Raw genomic sequence first — 17423 nt, forward strand, 5'->3', positions numbered from 1 at the left:
CCGGTGATTCGGAAGACGATTTCGATTTCCTCTGAATGGAAGCCAAGCTCCTGGCGATGATGGCCTTTGGTGCCGCTGTTATGACCCTTTGGGCTTGGTTGATGGCAAATTTGCCGCGGATGGGGTCTGACAGGAGCAAGCCTGACAACCGCCGTTGATGCGGTAAGGCGCGAGGTGTCCACGCAGGCAAGTTGTGCCGCGGAAGAAGAGTCTTTGTCCCAGTTCTCGTGCGTGAGCATCGGTGAGTGGCAGGGAAAGCCAGCGATCAGGCACTTGACCCTTCAGCTGTGATCTGGCTTCCAGCGCTGCTTGGCGGCGTTGTTTTTCCTCCCGATCGTTTTTGCGATAAACCCCTTCAATTTGAAGTTCGCGGGAACAGGTTTCACAGGCATTCACGGTGGGCTTGCGGCGAGCCGTGTTCAGCGACAACTTGTCGCTGGGAACTTCCCGCTCGGCCCCGCAGCTGCAGCGGCACCACCAAAAAGCGTTTCCTGCTTTGGTTCGCCGTTCGGATGCGCGCACCACGGTGAGTTTGCCGTAAACCTCGCCAATGCGGTTGCGTGGACTGGAGGGCATGGCTCAGGCCGATTTCTGATCAGGAGCGTTGTTCAAGTCAGCAAACTTGGCTGCCATCGTTGGATTGCGTCGGGTCAACTTTTTAACGGTCACATCCTGTGCCTTGTCATTGGCAAGCCTCAGGTTTCGATCAGCACCCATCAGGGCATCCTTGGTTTTTTGGAGGTGATCGATCGACTTATCGATTTCATCGATTGCCGTTTGGAAGCGTCTGGAGGCGAGGTCGTAGTTGCGTGAGAAGGCTGTTTTGAAGGTTTCGAGGTCGTTCTCGAAATTGGTGACATCAATGTTCTGTGCTTTCACCAGAGCTAGTTCAGCCTTGTATTCCAGAGACTTCATTGCTGCATTGCGGAGCAATGTGATGAATGGAATAAAGAATTGTGGGCGAATGATGTAGGTCTTCGGGAAACGATGAGACACATCAACAATGCCTGAATTGTAAAGCTCATTTTCAGGCTCCAGCAGGGAGACGAGCACCGCATACTCGCAATTTTTTTCGTTTCTATCTTTATTTAGCTCTTTGAGAAAGTCTTCGTTTTTCTTTTTGGTGGCCGTTGTATCAGCCTCATTTTTCATCTCAAACATGATCGAGATGATTTCGTTGTTGTGGTCGTCCTGGTCGCGGAAGATGTAGTCACCCTTGCTTCCACTGCGCGCGTCGTTGTCTTTTTCGAAATAGGCCTTGGGGAAAGCCGCTGCACGAATCCTGTTGAATTCGGTTTCGCAGTGTTGCTCAAGGGTTTCTCCCACCATTTTGGTGGAAAGCCGCGCCTTCATGTCGCGCAAGCGTTCAATGGCCTGATCCCGATCACTGAGCTGGGCTTCGTAGCGATCTTTCAGTGATTGAGATTCCAGTTGATGCTTCAGTTCCGCTTCCTTCAAGCCGCTTTGAAGTGCATCGCGTTGCTTCTCCACGGAACTGACCGCTTCATTCACGGCCAGCTGGCGCTGCATGGCTCCAGCCTGGAGCTTCGCCTGCAAATCCCTCACTTCACTGTCTTTTTGTAGCGTCATCGCCTGCATTTCTTTGGCGAATTTGGTTTCAGCCAGGCGTAGTTCTGTGGCCTGCTGCTCACGAATCTGCTGGAGTTCAGCTGCAATGCGATCACGCTGCTTCTCCGCTTTGTTCACGGCATCTTTAATCGCCAGTTCCTGATGGATTGCACTTTGCTTGAGTTGGGCCTCAAGCGTTTGCATTTCCCTGTCTTTTTTGGCAACGGCCAACTCGATGGCATTGCGTTTGTCCTGTTCGGCGAGGGCCAGTCGTTTGTTCAGTTGCTGTTCAAATTCATGATCCCTCACCTGTTTGAGGATGTCGGCATACCCGGCCTCATCCACCTTGAAGGCGGTATTGCAGTGAGGGCAAATGATGTCGTGCATGTCTGACGATTTGTGTTGAACGTTCGCGCTACGTGCTGGGATTTTATCCGGCTCTGGCTAATACGAGATCAGCCCACGGTTCATGCCATGCCTGATTGGATCGATCCACGTTCGCTGCTCGACACGGTGATCATCTTGAGCATCGTGGCCTTGGCCGCCATCGGATTCGTGGTTGGCATCAAGGAAATGATCACCGATCTGAGCAAACTGCGTCGCGCCAAGGTTTAAGCGGCCTTCAGCTCTCCAGTCCCGACCGCAGCGCCGCCAATCGTGCGGCGTTCACACCAAGATCCGAGTCGCCGAGACGCGACTCGGACCGTGCCTGGATCCGTTTGTTGTCGCGATCAGCGAACAGCTCCAAGTCATCCACAAAGCCAAAGAAAGCGCTGCTGGCCTCGGCATGCAGGTAGGTCTCGGTTTGATCAATCACAACCGTCCGCGGCGACTCCTGCACCAACCCACTTAGCTTGCTGAAGTCCGCCATCGGGTCGGAGCTCGCCCAGGTTTGGCTGGAACAGTGAGCTGTTGTCGGGCAGTCGCGCAACGCCCCGTTGCTCACGCCGAGATCCGCAGGGACGGGGCCAGAAAGATGGAAGAGCATCAACACGGGGGCCAGTAGGCCGGCAAGGAAGGTCACTGGTCTCTGCGGGAACGACCGCCCCAGTTCAGCATCCAAAGCCAGATGCCGATCAGGGTTCCAACTGGTAAGGCGATCACCGCCAACTGGCTGATCACGAACTGGCGCACCTTAGGATCCACGGTTGCGCTGGTGAGGGGACATGCAGGCAAGACTCGCGTCCCGTTCGCCATCATGGAGCGCATTGCTGGGCAACGATGACGAATCCGGGTTGGATTGTGCTCGCATGGTTGGTGGTGGCGCTGGCGTCTGCCCTCAAGTTTTGGTCGATCACGCGCCACTACCGCGACAAAACAGCTCTTTCCCGTGGGCAAACCGTTGACGAAGCACGTCAGCGCTTGGAACGACGCTGGCGAAACGACAGCAAAGTGTGATGCTTATTTCTCGGCGATCACCCAGGCCGTGGCAGCTCTCTGACGCACATAGAGATCTGCGAGTTCCCGTGCCAGAGCTTTCAACTGGTCAAGATCGTCGGTTTCGTTGATGGACCGCTTGATCGCTTCAGCTTCGAACTGCTGAGGCAAGCTCAGGTTCATGACTTCCAAGCATGTCAACCAACTGTAACGAAGCGTTATTTCTTGTGTGGGAAGGCTGCTGCCCGTGAGCGGGCAATCTCCTGCTGCCAAGCCAGAAGCAGATCTTTGCTGATCTCCTGAAGCTGTTTCACGTCAGTCATTGAATTGATATCGCGACTGCGCTGTTCAATGTCGAATTGTTGGCCAAGTGTCAGAGCGATGGGCTCCATGGTGACGTCGGCAGGATCAGCTCAAAGTATTGACTAGATCCTGCGTTGTCGTAACAACGGGTACGTTTTATCCCTGCTGTGTGCTGTTCCGTACTTGGTCTGGATGAAAGAACATTAACCCTCGTTCTTGCCATCGTGATGTGAAGCAAGCGCCGGTCGCTAAATGTTGACATCGAAGGCGATGCCGTTATGCATTGCTTATATTTTGAGGGTGATGCAGGTAGAGCTTTGGACGGTTCTGGACAAAATCTCGAGCGCCGTTATCACCTTGAAGTTTGGAGGGAAACGGTGTTCTGGATGCAAGCGCGATGTAGCGACCTGCAGGAGCTCGATCGCGAGGGCGATGCCGCTTCGATTTATATGGAATTTCGCCTAAAAGGTGTCGGCTGACTCGAAATCAGTTCTGGGATTCAGCGACGGGCAGGGAAACAGCCACTAGCAGGGCAATTCCGATCTCCGTGGTAGCGATCAGCAGCTCGGTAACGATTCCCATGCTCAATTGCGGTTCTCGTCGATGGGTGGCATGTCACTGGGACGCATCAGGGCAAACACCACAGCAGCAGTCAACACGATGCCAATGCCCACCATGGCGATGATTGCGATTGTGTAATCACCCATCAGGTGCGACCAGCTCTCATCACGTTACACGAATGTAACGCTCTGTAAAGCGTCTCTCAGCTGGTTGGAGCCGTTGCCGTTCTCTGATTCAACAGCTCCTCTCCGCGGCGATGGATCTCCTGGGCATAGTCGGTCCAGATTCCTTGACCCCAGTAGCGAAAACAACTGGTTTCCAGCAGCAGCACATGCAGCAACGCTTCCTGATAAGCCCTGGTCCCGGTGGTGGTGGGGTCTGCGGCGACTGAGCGGTCGAACAGCGCATGAAACTGAGCGCTGAGTTGATTCATCGGGCCCAGCACGTTGGCGTAACCCTCAACCCAGCTCAGGTCGTTGGTCCAGGACGCACCCTCCATGCTGAAGCTGGTGTCGTCAGCCCTCAGTTTGCTGATGGTCTCTTCCATCGCTTCGGCTGAGGCGTTGTTGTCAAGCTCTTGCCAAAGGCGGTGTTGTTGTAACGCCTGGATGGTGGGGAAGTGGTGGCGATTCACTCCCTTGCGCTCCAGGGCCTCTAGGTATTCACTGCCGTTGATGGCCACGGTGCCGTTGGGGTTGTCACGAATGTGGTGATTGGCCTGCCGGAAAGCCTCTGGGAATTCATTCATCATCACCCCACCGTTTTCTCCGTCGGCGATCTGGCTCACCAGGGATGGCAGCGCAACGTCACCAAGACGTTGCCGTTCGCAACCCAATGCCTCGTAATAAGGCTGCATCTGGCCCACAAGTTTGGTGTCAGACCCCTGGGTTTTAATCAATGCCGTCATGCTGATCTCCTCGCCTCGACTGTTTCTGGCGAGAAGTTGATTGGGAATGAAGCATTGGCTGCGCGGCAGTGGACTGCCGTCCATGCGTTCAACGCTGTGCTCTTGCACCAGAAGCCACTGATATCCAGCTTCTTTGAGGGCTTTGATGAATTCGAACAGGGTGTCGGGATGGTTGGGCAAAGCCATCTCCGGCGGTGAGAACCCCTTGACTCGCTCCAGGGCAGCGCTGCCAAAACAGGCCTCGAACTGCTGTTGCCAGGCGCTGATTTGCAGTTTCAGGTCTGGGATGGGTGTGGATGGAGCCACGGCATGGCTCCAGAAGGTTCCAAGCCACTCCACATGTCCCTGCATCAAAGGGTCACAGGCGAGGTAGTGGAGTGCATCGCCAATGTCGCGGCGCCCCATCTGCTCGATTCCCCAGAGCAGATTGCCCGAATAGTCGAGCATGATTCTTGGGCTGCAGCCTTCGTTGATCAGTTCCGGCAACAAGTCGGCAAGACGCCGATAGCAGTGGGCGAATGGTTCGGCGTTGTGGTTATCACCCTCGTTGGGGTGATCCAGCATGTACTGGAGATGGGAGATCAAGCTCTTGTTCGCTCCCGCCGGCACCGTCGGTTGGTGCATGTGGAGAGCGCAGGCGAAGCCGGAATGCAGGTGTTCAAGATCGATCGCACTGTTCGACCAGACCTGCCGTTGTTTCCGCATCACAGCAGCAACGTCGGCTTCTCGTCCGCTGATCGGGGGACAGCCTGTCATTGCACTCCGCTCGTGATCACCATCCGGCACGCGGTGTTTGGCGCAGCATGCCTTCCCAATGATCACGCCAGGTGTGCTGATCGCCAATGCCCGCCAAAAGTTCAACCTCAGCAGGGGCCTGATCCAGCCGATGTCTCCAGCGGGTGATGTCGTCGGCTTGATCAAGCCAGGTGCTCATCACGTCGTGACGAATCGCCTCCCCATCCCAGTGGTGCTGGTCAGCCATGTTTTGCGACCAGTGCATCAATTCGTCCAGGCACAGTGGCCTGAATCCCATGATTGTGAGACCTGTGATCTGCTCGAGTTCAAAGCGACGCAGAACGTCTCCAAGGCCAAAGAAATGAAGAAGGATCATTGAGCTGATCACTTTTGAGTGAAACCTATGAGCCGTTCTCCGTTCGAATTGTTCAGGTTGATGGTCTTTGCTTTTGGAAATATTTCAATTAGATCAACATCCAGGAGTTGGCACTCATGACTTGAGAGTGCCAAGCTTCTCCCAGCATTCTTGAGCCGATGCCTCTGATTAATGTGCGCACGTCGCTTCCAGGACTGAAAGACGGATCGGCTTTGCTGCAGGAGCTTTCGTCTGAGTTGGCCAACCAGACGGGCAAGCCGGAGGCCTACGTGATGACGCTCCTGGAGACGGGCGTGCCGATGACCTTCGCCGGCAGCCATGAGCCTTGTGCCTACGTGGAGGTGAAGTCGATCGGTGCCCTGCGTCCGCCCGCGATGACGGCCGCATTCTGTGAACTGATCCAGGCACGCACGGGAATCCCTGCCAACCGGGTGTACATCGGTTTTGAGGATGTGCAGGCCAGCTGTTGGGGTTGGAACGGCAACACCTTTGGCTGATGCTCTCCCATACTGAGGCCGAGATCGCGCTCTGGTGGTGACAAGCTCCCTTCCCGGCACTCCGGGCAACCTACGTCAGACCACGTTGATCGCATCGTTGCGTGAAAGGTTTCGCTTGGCTGAACAGAACCGTGATGCCAAGGCGAAGCAGGCTCTCTTCCGCGAAGCGATCTATCTCGGCATCCAGCCGCAGCTGTTTACAGAGATCAATTGAGCAGCCCTGGGTTGCTGCTGTTCAAAACACTGTGGGGCTGGACTGCCTCCCTTGAACAGGCCTGCTCATCTGCTGAAGGCCAGCGCTTCGATGGCCTCGAGGTGAACCTCGATCACCCTTGTCTTAAGGCTCTTCAGCCTGAAGGGATTCGACGCTGCCTCTCCAATGCAAAACAGCATCTGATTCTCGAAATTGTTACCGGGGGGGATTACACCCCCGATCTCAACTGCTCTCCTTCGCAGCATCTTGATCAAGTTCAGAGTGGCTTGGAGCGGGCCATGGAGCTGGCCCCGCTCAAAATCACTCTGATCACCGGCAGCGACAGCTGGAATGAAGTCGAGCAGCATCGCTTCCTCGACAGACTGCTGGATCAAGTTGATGCCTTTTCGATTCCGGTGACGCTCGAGACGCATCGTAGTCGTTCTCTCTTCGATCCCTGGCGCATGCCCGGATTGCTGGCCCGCCATCCACGGCTTCGGCTTACAGCGGATCTCAGTCATTGGTGTGCGGTATCGGAACGGTTAATGACGCCTGAACTGTCCCCCATTCAGGCGATGGCCGCTCGGGTTGATCACATTCATGCCCGAGTTGGTCATGCTCAGGGGCCCTCAGTCAGCCACCCTTTCGCACCGGAATGGGCTGAGGCCCTCGAGAGCCATCGCCGCTGTTGGCAGTTGTTTCTCGATCAGAGCGCGAGGCCCGATCGACCGATCACGATGACGCCTGAGTTTGGCCCCGATGGCTACATGCCGCTTCAGCCATTCACAGCTGCACCTCTTGCGGATGTTTTGCTCCTCAATGCAGAGATGGCCTCATGGCTGCGTTCCTCAATGCTGATTCCTGCTGATTCCAACCGTTCTCGGTAGAGACCCTGCCAATGCAGGATCCTTCGTTCCAGCCGATGCGGAGGTCCTGGCTGGAAATCGTCTTGATATCCGTGTTGGACTGATTCAACCAAAGCCTTGTCTTCGTCCAGAAAGGTGAGCATGTCCCTCAGCCAGGCGTCGGCTGTGGCTGCATCCATGGCGCCGCTGCCTGTGAACAAGTGCAATTGCATCGTGCAGTGGTCGGGTCGTTCGGGCATGAATTCCAGCCATACCAATCGCCCGTCTGGCCAGACCAGAAGATGGCTCCATGGCGGTAGTCCGAAGGTGAGGAATCGACCACCGTCCGGGTGGGGGGTCTCCAGAAGGTTGTTGTGTTGGCTGAAGCGATGGCGGTAATCCCGCACCGGCCCTTGTTCGCGGTGCAGCGTTGTCGTATGGGCAATGGCGACGTGGTAGTCGTCAAGTGTGTTGTCGTGGGCGATCTTCCAGTTGCAAGCCAGGCTGCTTCGGCTCTGGCGCACCAGGGTGGATGAAGTATTCCAGGCTGCTCCGGCTTCGGTATGAACCAGCTGCAACTGCTCCTCGAGCGTTAGAGCCTGGTCGCTGAAAGCGATCCAGATCAGTGGACCATCGATGCGGCAGGCAAGCTCTTGCAATCCCCATCTCTGCCGGTCAAAGTCCTGCACAAAATCGGCTTCACGCGCCGCGGCCAGCAGCTCTCCGCGCAGGGTGTAGGTCCAGCCGTGATAAGGACAGACCAGGCGTCGACAGGACTGCCCCGTTTCTCCGCTTTGCCGAAATGCAACACCGCGATGGGGACAGCGGTTGCGAAAAGCACGGGGATTCTCTCCTGTGGGCCAGGTGAGCAGAAGTGGCTGATCCAGCATGGTGATGGCCACCACCTCTCCCGGTTGGAGATGGCTGATGGGTGCAACCGGATGCCAGTAGTGGTTGGCATACGTGTGGATGTCCCATTCATGCATCGCGTCGCTGCGGTACAGCGATGCAGGAAGGAACGTCTGATTCAACACGGCTTCACTTAAGACAGTTCAGTCAGGACAGTGCCGGCTCCAGCTCCCGCATGGTGGCGGAGAGGGAACGACGCATGGAGAGGAAGTCGCTGCTTAGGCGCAGCTGATCGAGATCGGTTTTATCGAGATCGACATTGAGGGATCGAATGATTCGCCCTGGATTTGGGGCAAGCACGTGAACGCGCTGGGCCAGCACCAAAGCCTCTTCCACGTCGTGGGTAATCAGCAGAACTGTCAGGCCTGTTCGTTGCCAGAGCTTGAGCAGGAAGTCCTGCATCGATTCGCGGATCTGTAGATCCAGAGCCCCGAAGGGTTCATCCAGCAGCAGAATGCTGGGGTTGGTGGCGAGGGCCCGGGCGATGGCCACCCTCTGTTGCATGCCGCCCGACAGTTCGCGCGGCAATTTTGTGGCAGCGTCACTGAGCCCAACCACTTCGAGGAAATAGGCGGTTCGCTCCTTGATCTCTGCTGCTTTCATCCGCTGAAGTCGCATCCCGAAGGCAACGTTCTCAGCGGCGTTGAGCCATGGATAAAGGCTGTATTTCTGAAACACCATGCCCCGGTCTGGCCCGGGACCAGAGACTGGGGCGCCGTCAACAGTGATGCTGCCGCTGCTCGGTTGATCCAGACCAGCAATCAGCCGCAGAATCGTGCTCTTCCCTGACCCAGAGCTGCCCACAAGGGCCATGAAGTCTCCGGATTTCATGGAAAACGAAAGGTGATCGAGGATCAATTTCTCCCCGAAACGCTTGCTTAGGTTGTTAACGATCAGTTCCAAGGCTCACACCGCCCATTTGCAGCTGAGACGCAGCAACAGCCTGAATCCCGTGTCGATGGCAAAGCCGATCAAGCCGAGAACGATCAACTCGGCGAAGATCTGATCGGTGCGGAAAAAGCGCTGAGCCAGCTGGATGCGTTTGCCAAGGCCCACTTCCGCGGCCACCAGCTCAGCCACCACCACAAGGTTCCAGGAGGTTGCGATGTTGATTCGCAAGGTGTCGATGATGCTGGGCAGGCTGTAGCGGGCGACGACTTGCACCAGGACCTGCCGGCTGCGACCACCCAGGGTGAGTGTGGTTTCGATGAGTTCTTTGGGAACGAACTTCACCGCATCCATCACCATCAGGATGTTGAAGTAGATCGTGCCGAGAAAAATCAGAGCGATCTTGGGTTCCTCCCCGATGCCGAGGTAGATGATCAGCAGAGGGATGAATGCCGCTGCAGGCATGTAACGCAGCATGGCGATCAGCGGCTCGCAGATTGCGCAGATCGCTGGGTACACCCCCATGCAGATGCCGATCGGCACCGCCAGAAGTGTGGCGAGAAGAAATCCTCCAAACACGCGGCCGGTGCTGGCCACAATGTCTTGGAAAAGGATTCCGCTCTCGGCCATGGAGGCCAGGGAGCGGAACACGGCCTGCGGAGAGGGAAGGAATTTTTCATCCACCAGCCCGAGGGAAGCGATGGCGGTCCAGAGCAGCAGGGGCACCAGCAGTGATGCCACCTGCAGGCCGCCACGCACGGCCTTGGATGGCATGGCACCAAGGGTGAACAGGGAGAGAAGCCCATTGCTTCTCCCCTTGCGAGCGGCGGCGGCCGTGGCAGTCATCAGGAGGCGGCGACCTTCTTGATGAAGCTGTCGTCAAACAGCTTGGTCAAGTCTGGTTTCTCAGGGATGAAGCCCACCGAAACCATGAAGTCGGCCATCGACTCAGCGGCGAATGGCATGAACTTCATTCCCTCACCAGTGCTGAAGGCCTCGAGGTTTTCCTCGATGGAGAAGAAGCGGGTGCCGTCTTTGTACTGCTCGTATTCCTCAGTGGGAATGCCGGCACGCTTGGCCATGATCGCCTCGGATTTTTCGGGGTTCTTTTCCATGAACTCGCGAACGTCCCACCAGGTCTTCACGATCTTCTGCACATCGTCGGGGCGCTCCTTGATCAGATCACCGCTGACGGTGAGCAGATCAGGAATGGCACCTGGATACTCCTTGGAGCTGGCAATCACCTGGGCACCTTCTCGCTGCATGGCGGTGCCTGTGTAGGGAGGGAAGGCACCAACGGCATCAACTTGACCGGCCGCGAATGCAGTGGCTGCCTGATCGGTGGGCATGCCTTTGATCACCACGTCGTCGCGGCTCATGCCCGCATCCTTGAGGGCCAGGCTGAGCAGATAGTCATCCACAACGCCTTCCTCAACAGCAACGGTCTTGCCTTTGAGATCGGCGATGGATGTGATGGAGGCATCGGCAATGATCTGGTCATTGCCAGCAGAGTTGTCGTTCACCAGAACCACCACTTCACCGCCGTTCTCACCCGGCAGGAAAGAAATGGTGTCGTTCAAGGTTTGGGAGTTGCCGTCGATCTTGCCAGCGGCGAAGGTTTCCATCGACTGCACGTAGCCGTCGAACCACTTCATCTCCACATTCACGCCGTTCTTCTCGAACAGCTTTTCCTCCACGGCAATCGCCCAGGGCCACCATCCGGCCCAGTTGCTGTAGCCCAAAACGATCGGGGTGCCACCCACCGTCGGTGTGGAGGGCTTGGAGCAAGCGACGGCCAGCACGATGGCGAGGCCGGCGAAGAGAAGGTTGCGCAGTTGTTTTGTCATGGCATGGGCGGGAGGAACAAGACGTTGAATTGATCTGCTCAGGCGGTGGCCAGAGCAGGGGTTGTGGTGGTCCGGCTGGCGAGGGCTTGCCGCACCCAGATGTGCCAGGCATCCAGGCCTTCACCTGTCAGGGCGGAGACCTCGATCACCGTGGCCTTGGGATTGATGCTGTGGATGTTGCGGCGGATCGCTGCCACATCCACAGGCAGGTGGGGCAGAAGATCCACCTTGGTGATCAGCACCACATCTGCGTTGCGGAACATCAGGGGGTACTTGAGCGGCTTGTCATCGCCCTCGGTCACGCTGAGCAACGCCACTTTGTGGTGTTCCCCAACGTCAAATTCCGCAGGGCAGACCAGGTTGCCCACGTTCTCAACGAGCAGTAAATCCAGCGCGGAAGGATCGAGCCGTTGTTGCAGCAACTCCAGGCCACCACTCACCATGGCCGCATCGAGGTGGCAGGCTCTGCCTGTTGTGATGGGCACCACCGGGATGCCAACGGTTTCCAATCGGTCGGCATCCAGCTGGGTGGTCATGTCGCCTTCCAGCACGGCCATGCTGAGTTCGCGAGCCAAGGCTGGGAGGGACCGTTCGAGCAGGGCGGTTTTTCCTGCGCCAGGGCTGCTCATCAGGTTGAGGCAAAGCAGATCCCAGCTCTGGAAATGCTCGTTGTTGTGTTCGGCCTGATGGTTGTTGGCGGCAAGCAGATTGAGGCCGAGGGTGTCCTCAAGAGGCATATGCATGGCAAAAGGGGGGGTATTGGTTTCAGCGCTGACGCTGGATTGGAGCGGACTCAAGGGCAGCGGCGGCATCGCTGCGGTAATCGATGCTGCGGATGCGCAATTCCCTACCGCTGACGATCTCCTCAAGCGGGTGATCGCAGCAGGGTGAGCGGTAGGCGTTTTCGGGTACGGGGTCGTAGGTGCCGTTGCAGATCAAGCAGCGGCCCACAAAGCGGATTTCCTTGATCGTGAGCCGGGATCCATCCAGCCAGGTGCCCTGCACCGCAGCGTTGTAAGTGGTCACCAGCTGATCGGGTTCAACGCAGGTGAATCGCCCCACATCGAGATGAACGGTTTCGACCATCGCAGAGGTGTCTTCGCGATGGTCGCGCCATTCATTCAGGGAGATCAGCAGGCACTTGGTCATGTCGACTTCATGCATGGCCTATCTCCACTTCTGATCAACGTTCATGTTGCAGGTGTCGCTGATCCAGTCCGGCTTCTCTTTGCGGGGTAACTGACCGCTCACCACAAGGTGGGCCATGGTGTCGCAAATCACCCGGGTGGCCATCAGGGAGGTCATGTCACTGATGTCGTAGGGAGGTGAAACCTCAACGATTTCCAGGCCGCAGACGGGAACGTTGCGCACGATCAGCTCGAGCAGCTTGAGCGCTTCTCGCGGCATCAGGCCACCGGGCTCAGGCCAGCCAGTACCCGGCACGAAGCCGGCATCGATGCAGTCAATGTCGAAAGAGATGTAGACGCAGTCCGTGCCATCGGTGGCTCGTTCAATGGCGTACTGGGCTGCGGCTTCCAGCCCCATTTCAGTGATGTCGGTCACCGTGAGCACATTGGTGCCCCGCTCCCTGCAGACCTTGACGCCCTCGCGAGGCACTTGCCAACCACCAATGCCCAGCTGCACCAGGTTTTTTGCCGGGGCGTTGGCCATGTTTGTGGCATGGAACCAAGGGCAGGTGTGCATCCGCTCATCAAGGTCGATCTCCTGGGTGTCGACGTGGCGATCGAAATGGATGATTCCCACTTTTTTATCGCTGAGATGGCGACACACCCCACGCACCGTGGGGAAACCGATCGAGTGGTCGCCACCGAGGATGATCGGGAAGGCACCGCTCGAGAAGACGTGGGCGATGCCTTTGGAGATCTGATCGAAGCTCTTTTCGTTGTTGGCCGGGATCGTGAAGATGTCACCCACATCGCAGAGGGTGATCTGTTCACGCAGGTCGACCCCCATTTCGTAGTTGTAAGGGGTGTAAAGAGCTGAAATTCGTCGGATCCCCTGGGGGCCGAAGCGCGTTCCGGGCCGGTAGGTGGTGCCGCAGTCGTGAGGTACACCAACGATGGCGACGTCGTAGTTGCCCACTTGGTTCACATCTTCCAAGTAGGGCGCTTTCATGAAGGTGTTGATGCCGGCGAAATGCGGCAGTTCACCTCTGGAGAAGGTGGAGATGTTGCGGTCAACAATGCTTTCAGCGGCTTCAAGCCCGAAGCGTTTGGCCTGGTCAACTTCTTGCTGCCAGCCAGTGAGTGGAAGCTTGCGTTCCTTCTCGAGTGCCTGCATGCCTTCGCTGGGATGCGAACGCTGGAAGGCCCCTGAAGGGTCCGATGGGGATGACATCAAACAAGGGAGTGGGCGTTGAGGCGGTCTCCCGGGCTTTTGTCCCTCCGTGCAACCGGCAAGGCCGGTGGAAACCTCTTGGACCAGGCATCCCCGTGAAGAGATCGGAACCCTAGGTTTCATCCGCAATTTCACTGTCTGCGGCTTTGATGCTCTGCGGAGTGTGAACCGCTACAAATGATTGGTGTGGCCGATTTTGCAGAAGATGGCTGTTGGGTAACAACAGCTGCTAACAGCACGTAACAGGCCAATTCGCGTTGTCAATCGTGCTGCTTAGCGTTTGCTCAACACGGATGATTGCTGTGAGTGAATCCTTCGGTGGTTTGCCTAACAAAGAGTTGAGTTCTGGTGTTTCGCAGTGGTGGCGCGAACGAGTTCAACATCTGATTGATTGCGGCCGGGCTGAGGATGCCCGCTGCCTTTACCTGGAGTTCGGGGAGGACAGTGCAGGAACGCTGGGTTTCTGAAAAACTGCATAAAAAAGGAGGGTTCCCTAGGCCCTCCCGGAGTCGACGCATTACCCCTCACCGGGGTGCACCAAGTGTTACGTGCTGAACACTCAAGTGCTGTAAGTGTTGATACTTATTTTATGCCGTAACGATCAACTTAAGGATTGTTCCTGACGCCGCAGAATTTCATAGGCCTGCCAGAGACCTTCAACGTCAGAGCACACCGCCTGTCGATTGCAGACGCGATAGCGGCCCTGGCCGATGGCATCAATGGTTGTGCCCTTGGAGGTGGCACAGATGCGACTGATGCTCTCCATGGGATTTGCTCAGTTGATCAAGGATCTACAGCCGTGAGGGGGCGCCATGCACATCTCATTTGCAGTTCTAAATCTCTTTTGCAGGAGAAAAGATCCATGGCTAACAGCTCAGCGCCATAAAAAAACCGGGCCTGGCCCGGTTTTTGTTCAGCTTTTGCTGGCGTTTTGAACGCTCAGGCTTTGGAAGGCTTGGTGGTGAGTGCAGCAGACATGGCGGAGGCCAGGAGCACGCATCCGGCGACGGCGAGGAAACCCATGGATCGGGGGGAGGGAACGACCTGGGAATCATTCCCACAGCTGGCGTCAGCTTTTGTTGCTGTTGGCACGGAATTCGGAAGAACCTTGCTTTCGGCCGCCCTCGGCCGTTTTCACAGGCATCTCCTGACGGTCGAGACACGATGAGCACAGCAATTTCCCCTTGTTGCGCCAGTACGCCGCCATCGATCGCTCGATGCGCATGGAGCACCCTTCACAGCGAAATAACGGCATCGACGGCTCCGCGACGCAGCCCCTTCTAACGCAACGGCGCGGTTGAACCGGTGTTCTCTGTGACGATGGGTGCGCTTCGCTTGCCCCAGCCTTGTGATCCAGGCCCTGCGTTTGTTGCTGCTCACCCTGATGGCGTCCGTCGCCTCTGCCTCCACGTCGTTTCAGCCCTTGGATCGGGTGGAGGGTTGGTTGATCGAGCGACGTTTGGATGCAAACCAGGATCCGATCTGCCGTGCGTCTGTGCCAGGACCTGGCACCTGGTTCTCGGCACGGGTTCATCTGGATGCGAACGACGAGATGGTGGTGCCTGCCGGACTGCATCGGCCGGACGAAACGAGGCTGGAGGCTGTGCGTGATGCGCTCCGGCGTTGTCGCGCCAGTGTTCTTTATCTGTAGCGGATAAAGCTTTGTGGCCGGGGCCGCTGCTGATCTGAAATTGAGCTATGAAATCGGTGTCGGCAGTTGCAAAATCGTCGACTCCTCACACCACCTGAGCCTCCGCTAAGCGCGGGGGCTTTTTTTTGATTGATCCCGAACATCACCTTTCGATTTTGTGCTCAGCAAATGTTTTGCGGTTGTGATGTTTTTAACCGCTAAATCTCTGATGTATTGCATCGAGAGGCTTGATACAGGAGGGCAGTGGATCCAGGAGATCTGCTTCAAAACGGAGTTCAAAGCCTTTGTGAATGCCCGCACCAAATCGCGCGCCACGTTGAAGACCTATCGCGTGGTGCATGCCACCTGGAACCAGGTGGTCACCGTTGTGCAGGGATCAGCTGAACCCCATTGATCTGGCCTGCTTCGGCGTCTCCCGAGCCATTGCGATCCCGAAGACTTCAAGGTTCTTTCTTGGATGTGCAATGTCCTAAGCCATAACCGGTGGCCCAGGGGCCTGTGGGCATGATCCTCACGCGGTATCTCAGCAGTGAAGGTTGGGTGGAGGAGTGTTCCCATGCCAACGCTTTTGATGCCTACATCGACGCACGGCGACGCTGCGTGCTCCGAGGCTGCCCCTATCTGCTGGTGGATGCAGAGACCGGCAGCCCGGTCTCAGTGCTCACGGTGAAACAGTGTTTGCATCAGTACGGCGTCGAGGGGGATTTCCCGGCGTGATCGCGTCAGGGGATCGACGCAAGAGCCGGCAGGATGGCGGTTGCTGAAACCTCCCGATGGCGACGTTTCTGGTCACCGGCGCAAACCGTGGGATCGGCTTGGAATACTGCAGGCAGCTCAAGGCCCGTGGCGATGACGTGGTGGCCGTTTGCCGTCAAACCAGTGATGAACTGGAGTGCCTAGGGGTGCGGGTGGAAGCCGGCCTTGAGTTGAGCGACAGCCAAGCCATTGATGACCTGGTGCAGCGACTGGATGGTTTGCCCCTCGATGGCGTCATCCTCAATGCCGGGATTTTGCAGTCGATGGGCCTGATGGATTTGGATCCCTCCGGGATTCGCCGCCAGTTTGAGGTGAACGCCCTTGCTCCTTTGCTGCTGGCCAGGGCGTTGGTGGATCAGATGCCCAACGGAGCGAAGTTGGTGCTGATGACCAGCCGCATGGGCTCCATCGACGACAACAGTTCGGGAGGCTCCTATGGCTATCGGATGTCGAAGGTGGCGCTCAACATGGCTGGAAAGTCGTTGGCGATTGATCTGGAACCGCGGGGCATCGCCGTGGCGATCTTGCATCCCGGATTGGTGCGAACTCGCATGATTCGCTTCAATCCCAGCGGGATCCCCCCCGAGCAGTCGGTGAAGGGGCTGTTGGCCCGGATCGATGGCTTGACCATGGCCACCAGCGGCAGCTTCTGGCATGCCAATGGTGAGTTGTTGCCATGGTGAGGCGGGAGACACGCTTTGGGCTTTGATCCGCGTCAGTGGTCAGGCGGACGCCCTGAACAACGGGTCACCAGCAATGTTGAGGCGTTGTTGGCGGAGAACGATGCTTTGCGTCGCGAGGTGTTGCGGCTAAACCGTGAGTTGGAGCGACTGCAACGTCAGCAACGCCAACGCATTCGTACGGAGCCCAGATCCCATCGCCCCTGGACTGAGCCATCGGCACAAGCTCCACCGCGCATCAGCAGCCAACAGGTGCGCGCCTGGGGGCAGGCCCTGGCTCAGCAGCCGGGATGGACCGCATTGCGTCAGCGCGGATTGGAGCTGTTGATCGAGCAGCTCAACCGCAGTGGTTTTCCTGCCCACTTAACCCTTGAACAGCGGTTGGATCGGTTGGTTCGGGGGCTGGGAACAGATCTCATGGCGGCGGTGGGAGCCAAGCCGAACAAGCAAACAACGGCCGTTCTGGCGGCGTTTGCCTTGTTTGGGGTTCGCGCCAGTGAATGGCTGGATGAGGATCCACAGCGTGTGGTGGAGCAGTTGCGTCAGCGGCAGGACCAATCAGGTTCAAGCCGGCAGGGTCGCCGCACCCGAACGGACCAACGTCAAACGGATCGTCAGGACGATGGCCACGTCCGTGATCCACGCCGTGCCGCTTTAAGGGTGTTGGGCTTGGAGGCAAACGCGTCCCTCGCTGAGATCAAGCAGGCGCATCGAAAACTGGTGAAGCAGCACCATCCCGATCTCGGTGGTTCTGCTGAGGCGTTTCGACGCGTCAATGAGGCGTATCAGTCGTTGGTTCAGTGACGCTCTTGTCCGATGATCTGGGGTAGCAACAGGTGGTGTTGATGCCGGTGGAAGTTGGTGTGGTGCTGATTGGTGCCGGCTTTGCCGTGGGTGTGTCCCTCGCCGTCGCCGTTTGGTTTGAACGTTGGAAGGCAAAACAGCCCGATCCTGAAGGCAAATGAGCCAAA

The 17423-nt window shown here is 57.3% G+C and carries 28 protein-coding genes and 1 riboswitch; of the genes, 10 read left to right on the forward strand and 18 right to left on the reverse strand.

The features are described 5' to 3' along the window. Nucleotides 1-78: 78 nt before the first annotated feature. Together DXY33_RS08090 and DXY33_RS08095 are read right to left on the reverse strand one after the other, a co-directional pair. Nucleotides 79-576, reverse strand: a complete 498-nt coding sequence (locus DXY33_RS08090; protein WP_115132456.1) for an early protein (E6) — start codon at nucleotides 574-576, stop codon at nucleotides 79-81. A gap of 3 nt (nucleotides 577-579) precedes the next feature. Further along, complete coding sequence (locus DXY33_RS08095) at nucleotides 580-1956, reverse strand: DUF2130 domain-containing protein (RefSeq protein WP_115132457.1); 1377 nt, start codon at nucleotides 1954-1956, stop codon at nucleotides 580-582. 87 nt (nucleotides 1957-2043) lie between these two features. Between DXY33_RS08095 and DXY33_RS12355 the strand changes: the two genes are divergently transcribed. Then, a complete protein-coding gene (locus DXY33_RS12355; protein ID WP_170950994.1) occupies nucleotides 2044-2184 on the forward strand; it encodes a hypothetical protein in 141 nt (46 codons plus the stop codon). A 7-nt stretch (nucleotides 2185-2191) separates the two neighbouring features. Here DXY33_RS12355 and DXY33_RS08100 read toward each other — a convergent pair whose 3' ends face one another. Together DXY33_RS08100 and DXY33_RS12830 are read right to left on the reverse strand one after the other, a co-directional pair. After that, nucleotides 2192-2557 (reverse strand): DUF1499 domain-containing protein, encoded by a 366-nt coding sequence (locus DXY33_RS08100; protein ID WP_244275953.1) that lies wholly within the window; start codon nucleotides 2555-2557, stop codon nucleotides 2192-2194. Nucleotides 2558-2589: 32 nt separating this feature from the next. Continuing rightward, nucleotides 2590-2715 carry a hypothetical protein gene (locus DXY33_RS12830; RefSeq protein WP_256377192.1) on the reverse strand — a complete coding sequence of 42 codons (126 nt, stop codon included), beginning with the start codon at nucleotides 2713-2715 and terminating at the stop codon, nucleotides 2590-2592. 75 nt (nucleotides 2716-2790) lie between these two features. Here DXY33_RS12830 and DXY33_RS12360 point away from each other — a divergent pair, with 75 nt between their 5' ends. Further along, the gene (locus DXY33_RS12360) at nucleotides 2791-2967 is read left to right on the forward strand and encodes a hypothetical protein (protein WP_170950995.1); all 177 of its coding nucleotides are present in this window, start codon (nucleotides 2791-2793) and stop codon (nucleotides 2965-2967) included. Between the two features lie 3 nt (nucleotides 2968-2970). On the opposite strand, the gene DXY33_RS12365 is transcribed toward DXY33_RS12360, so the two are convergent. The 5 genes from DXY33_RS12365 to DXY33_RS08115 all read right to left on the reverse strand — a co-directional run bounded on the left by DXY33_RS12365 (nucleotide 2971) and on the right by DXY33_RS08115 (nucleotide 5828). After that, entirely contained in the window at nucleotides 2971-3129 is a 159-nt protein-coding gene (locus DXY33_RS12365) for a hypothetical protein (protein WP_170950585.1), read from the reverse strand. A gap of 35 nt (nucleotides 3130-3164) precedes the next feature. Next, nucleotides 3165-3338 (reverse strand): hypothetical protein, encoded by a 174-nt coding sequence (locus DXY33_RS12370; RefSeq protein ID WP_170950996.1) that lies wholly within the window; start codon nucleotides 3336-3338, stop codon nucleotides 3165-3167. Nucleotides 3339-3833: 495 nt separating this feature from the next. Next, nucleotides 3834-3956, reverse strand: coding sequence for a hypothetical protein (locus DXY33_RS12835; RefSeq protein ID WP_256377193.1), 123 nt, complete (start codon nucleotides 3954-3956; stop codon nucleotides 3834-3836). A 56-nt stretch (nucleotides 3957-4012) separates the two neighbouring features. Further along, nucleotides 4013-5473 carry a glycosyl hydrolase family 57 gene (locus DXY33_RS08110; protein WP_115132800.1) on the reverse strand — a complete coding sequence of 487 codons (1461 nt, stop codon included), beginning with the start codon at nucleotides 5471-5473 and terminating at the stop codon, nucleotides 4013-4015. Between the two features lie 16 nt (nucleotides 5474-5489). Then, entirely contained in the window at nucleotides 5490-5828 is a 339-nt protein-coding gene (locus tag DXY33_RS08115) for a hypothetical protein (RefSeq protein WP_115132460.1), read from the reverse strand. A gap of 158 nt (nucleotides 5829-5986) precedes the next feature. Here DXY33_RS08115 and DXY33_RS08120 point away from each other — a divergent pair, with 158 nt between their 5' ends. From DXY33_RS08120 to DXY33_RS08130, 3 genes are read left to right on the forward strand one after another with little or no spacing between them, the layout of a single operon-like run. Continuing rightward, complete coding sequence (locus tag DXY33_RS08120; RefSeq protein ID WP_115132461.1) at nucleotides 5987-6325, forward strand: phenylpyruvate tautomerase MIF-related protein; 339 nt, start codon at nucleotides 5987-5989, stop codon at nucleotides 6323-6325. Between the two features lie 34 nt (nucleotides 6326-6359). Beyond that, nucleotides 6360-6539, forward strand: a complete 180-nt coding sequence (locus DXY33_RS08125; protein WP_115132462.1) for a hypothetical protein — start codon at nucleotides 6360-6362, stop codon at nucleotides 6537-6539. After that, nucleotides 6536-7405, forward strand: a complete 870-nt coding sequence (locus tag DXY33_RS08130; RefSeq protein ID WP_115132463.1) for a sugar phosphate isomerase/epimerase — start codon at nucleotides 6536-6538, stop codon at nucleotides 7403-7405. The genes DXY33_RS08125 and DXY33_RS08130 overlap by 4 nt, the downstream gene beginning before the upstream one ends. Here DXY33_RS08130 and DXY33_RS08135 read toward each other — a convergent pair. The 9 genes from DXY33_RS08135 to DXY33_RS08170 form a co-directional block, all read right to left on the reverse strand. Beyond that, entirely contained in the window at nucleotides 7294-8397 is a 1104-nt protein-coding gene (locus tag DXY33_RS08135) for an aromatic ring-hydroxylating dioxygenase subunit alpha (protein ID WP_115132464.1), read from the reverse strand. The two genes, DXY33_RS08130 and DXY33_RS08135, sit on opposite strands and share 112 nt — an antisense overlap. A 22-nt stretch (nucleotides 8398-8419) precedes the next feature. Beyond that, complete coding sequence (locus DXY33_RS08140; protein WP_115132465.1) at nucleotides 8420-9175, reverse strand: ABC transporter ATP-binding protein; 756 nt, start codon at nucleotides 9173-9175, stop codon at nucleotides 8420-8422. 3 nt (nucleotides 9176-9178) lie between these two features. After that, a complete protein-coding gene (locus DXY33_RS08145) occupies nucleotides 9179-10006 on the reverse strand; it encodes an ABC transporter permease (RefSeq protein WP_115132466.1) in 828 nt (275 codons plus the stop codon). Further along, nucleotides 10006-11007, reverse strand: a complete 1002-nt coding sequence (locus DXY33_RS08150; RefSeq protein ID WP_115132467.1) for an ABC transporter substrate-binding protein — start codon at nucleotides 11005-11007, stop codon at nucleotides 10006-10008. The genes DXY33_RS08145 and DXY33_RS08150 overlap by 1 nt, the downstream gene beginning before the upstream one ends. A gap of 38 nt (nucleotides 11008-11045) precedes the next feature. Next, nucleotides 11046-11750 (reverse strand): hydrogenase nickel incorporation protein HypB, encoded by a 705-nt coding sequence (gene hypB, locus DXY33_RS08155; protein ID WP_115132468.1) that lies wholly within the window; start codon nucleotides 11748-11750, stop codon nucleotides 11046-11048. A 22-nt stretch (nucleotides 11751-11772) separates the two neighbouring features. After that, nucleotides 11773-12171, reverse strand: a complete 399-nt coding sequence (locus tag DXY33_RS08160) for a hydrogenase maturation nickel metallochaperone HypA (RefSeq protein ID WP_115132469.1) — start codon at nucleotides 12169-12171, stop codon at nucleotides 11773-11775. A 3-nt stretch (nucleotides 12172-12174) separates the two neighbouring features. Continuing rightward, nucleotides 12175-13365, reverse strand: a complete 1191-nt coding sequence (speB, locus tag DXY33_RS08165; protein ID WP_115132470.1) for an agmatinase — start codon at nucleotides 13363-13365, stop codon at nucleotides 12175-12177. Nucleotides 13366-13391: 26 nt separating this feature from the next. Next, a riboswitch (guanidine-I (ykkC/yxkD leader) is annotated at nucleotides 13392-13492 on the reverse strand. 474 nt (nucleotides 13493-13966) lie between these two features. Continuing rightward, nucleotides 13967-14131 carry a hypothetical protein gene (locus DXY33_RS12375; protein ID WP_170950997.1) on the reverse strand — a complete coding sequence of 55 codons (165 nt, stop codon included), beginning with the start codon at nucleotides 14129-14131 and terminating at the stop codon, nucleotides 13967-13969. A 303-nt stretch (nucleotides 14132-14434) separates the two neighbouring features. Further along, complete coding sequence (locus DXY33_RS08170; RefSeq protein ID WP_244275955.1) at nucleotides 14435-14590, reverse strand: hypothetical protein; 156 nt, start codon at nucleotides 14588-14590, stop codon at nucleotides 14435-14437. A 99-nt stretch (nucleotides 14591-14689) separates the two neighbouring features. On the opposite strand from DXY33_RS08170, the gene DXY33_RS08175 reads away from it, so the two are divergent. The 5 genes from DXY33_RS08175 (at nucleotide 14690) to DXY33_RS08195 (ending at nucleotide 17256) form a co-directional block, all read left to right on the forward strand. After that, the gene (locus tag DXY33_RS08175) at nucleotides 14690-15016 is read left to right on the forward strand and encodes a hypothetical protein (protein WP_244275956.1); all 327 of its coding nucleotides are present in this window, start codon (nucleotides 14690-14692) and stop codon (nucleotides 15014-15016) included. 208 nt (nucleotides 15017-15224) lie between these two features. Further along, nucleotides 15225-15410 carry a hypothetical protein gene (locus DXY33_RS08180; RefSeq protein WP_114988977.1) on the forward strand — a complete coding sequence of 62 codons (186 nt, stop codon included), beginning with the start codon at nucleotides 15225-15227 and terminating at the stop codon, nucleotides 15408-15410. An 89-nt stretch (nucleotides 15411-15499) separates the two neighbouring features. Further along, on the forward strand, nucleotides 15500-15733 hold the full coding sequence (locus DXY33_RS08185; protein ID WP_244275958.1) for a hypothetical protein: 234 nt from the start codon (nucleotides 15500-15502) through the stop codon (nucleotides 15731-15733). 56 nt (nucleotides 15734-15789) lie between these two features. Next, entirely contained in the window at nucleotides 15790-16455 is a 666-nt protein-coding gene (locus DXY33_RS08190) for an SDR family oxidoreductase (protein WP_115132471.1), read from the forward strand. Between the two features lie 15 nt (nucleotides 16456-16470). Beyond that, the gene (locus DXY33_RS08195) at nucleotides 16471-17256 is read left to right on the forward strand and encodes a J domain-containing protein (RefSeq protein WP_115132472.1); all 786 of its coding nucleotides are present in this window, start codon (nucleotides 16471-16473) and stop codon (nucleotides 17254-17256) included. Nucleotides 17257-17423 lie beyond the last annotated feature (167 nt).

This window comes from Synechococcus sp. N26, assembly GCF_900473975.1.
Taxonomy (GTDB): domain Bacteria; phylum Cyanobacteriota; class Cyanobacteriia; order PCC-6307; family Cyanobiaceae; genus Parasynechococcus.

What these genes read in the sequence shown, in the direction of transcription:
- DXY33_RS08170 (WP_244275955.1), bottom strand. Translation starts at nt 14,590, where the DNA reads ATGCGCATCGAGCGATCGATGGCGGCGTACTGGCGCAACAAGGGGAAA.
- DXY33_RS12360 (WP_170950995.1), top strand. Translation starts at nt 2,791, where the DNA reads ATGACGAATCCGGGTTGGATTGTGCTCGCATGGTTGGTGGTGGCGCTG.
- DXY33_RS08110 (WP_115132800.1), bottom strand. Translation starts at nt 5,473, where the DNA reads ATGACAGGCTGTCCCCCGATCAGCGGACGAGAAGCCGACGTTGCTGCT.
- DXY33_RS12355 (WP_170950994.1), top strand. Translation starts at nt 2,044, where the DNA reads ATGCCTGATTGGATCGATCCACGTTCGCTGCTCGACACGGTGATCATC.
- DXY33_RS08115 (WP_115132460.1), bottom strand. Translation starts at nt 5,828, where the DNA reads ATGATCCTTCTTCATTTCTTTGGCCTTGGAGACGTTCTGCGTCGCTTT.
- hypB (WP_115132468.1), bottom strand. Translation starts at nt 11,750, where the DNA reads ATGCATATGCCTCTTGAGGACACCCTCGGCCTCAATCTGCTTGCCGCC.
- DXY33_RS12375 (WP_170950997.1), bottom strand. Translation starts at nt 14,131, where the DNA reads ATGGAGAGCATCAGTCGCATCTGTGCCACCTCCAAGGGCACAACCATT.
- DXY33_RS08145 (WP_115132466.1), bottom strand. Translation starts at nt 10,006, where the DNA reads ATGACTGCCACGGCCGCCGCCGCTCGCAAGGGGAGAAGCAATGGGCTT.
- DXY33_RS12835 (WP_256377193.1), bottom strand. Translation starts at nt 3,956, where the DNA reads ATGGGTGATTACACAATCGCAATCATCGCCATGGTGGGCATTGGCATC.
- DXY33_RS08090 (WP_115132456.1), bottom strand. Translation starts at nt 576, where the DNA reads ATGCCCTCCAGTCCACGCAACCGCATTGGCGAGGTTTACGGCAAACTC.
- DXY33_RS08100 (WP_244275953.1), bottom strand. Translation starts at nt 2,557, where the DNA reads ATGCTCTTCCATCTTTCTGGCCCCGTCCCTGCGGATCTCGGCGTGAGC.
- DXY33_RS08160 (WP_115132469.1), bottom strand. Translation starts at nt 12,171, where the DNA reads ATGCATGAAGTCGACATGACCAAGTGCCTGCTGATCTCCCTGAATGAA.
- speB (WP_115132470.1), bottom strand. Translation starts at nt 13,365, where the DNA reads ATGTCATCCCCATCGGACCCTTCAGGGGCCTTCCAGCGTTCGCATCCC.
- DXY33_RS08095 (WP_115132457.1), bottom strand. Translation starts at nt 1,956, where the DNA reads ATGCACGACATCATTTGCCCTCACTGCAATACCGCCTTCAAGGTGGAT.
- DXY33_RS08120 (WP_115132461.1), top strand. Translation starts at nt 5,987, where the DNA reads ATGCCTCTGATTAATGTGCGCACGTCGCTTCCAGGACTGAAAGACGGA.
- DXY33_RS12370 (WP_170950996.1), bottom strand. Translation starts at nt 3,338, where the DNA reads ATGGAGCCCATCGCTCTGACACTTGGCCAACAATTCGACATTGAACAG.
- DXY33_RS08180 (WP_114988977.1), top strand. Translation starts at nt 15,225, where the DNA reads ATGTATTGCATCGAGAGGCTTGATACAGGAGGGCAGTGGATCCAGGAG.
- DXY33_RS08190 (WP_115132471.1), top strand. Translation starts at nt 15,790, where the DNA reads ATGGCGACGTTTCTGGTCACCGGCGCAAACCGTGGGATCGGCTTGGAA.
- DXY33_RS08150 (WP_115132467.1), bottom strand. Translation starts at nt 11,007, where the DNA reads ATGACAAAACAACTGCGCAACCTTCTCTTCGCCGGCCTCGCCATCGTG.
- DXY33_RS12365 (WP_170950585.1), bottom strand. Translation starts at nt 3,129, where the DNA reads ATGAACCTGAGCTTGCCTCAGCAGTTCGAAGCTGAAGCGATCAAGCGG.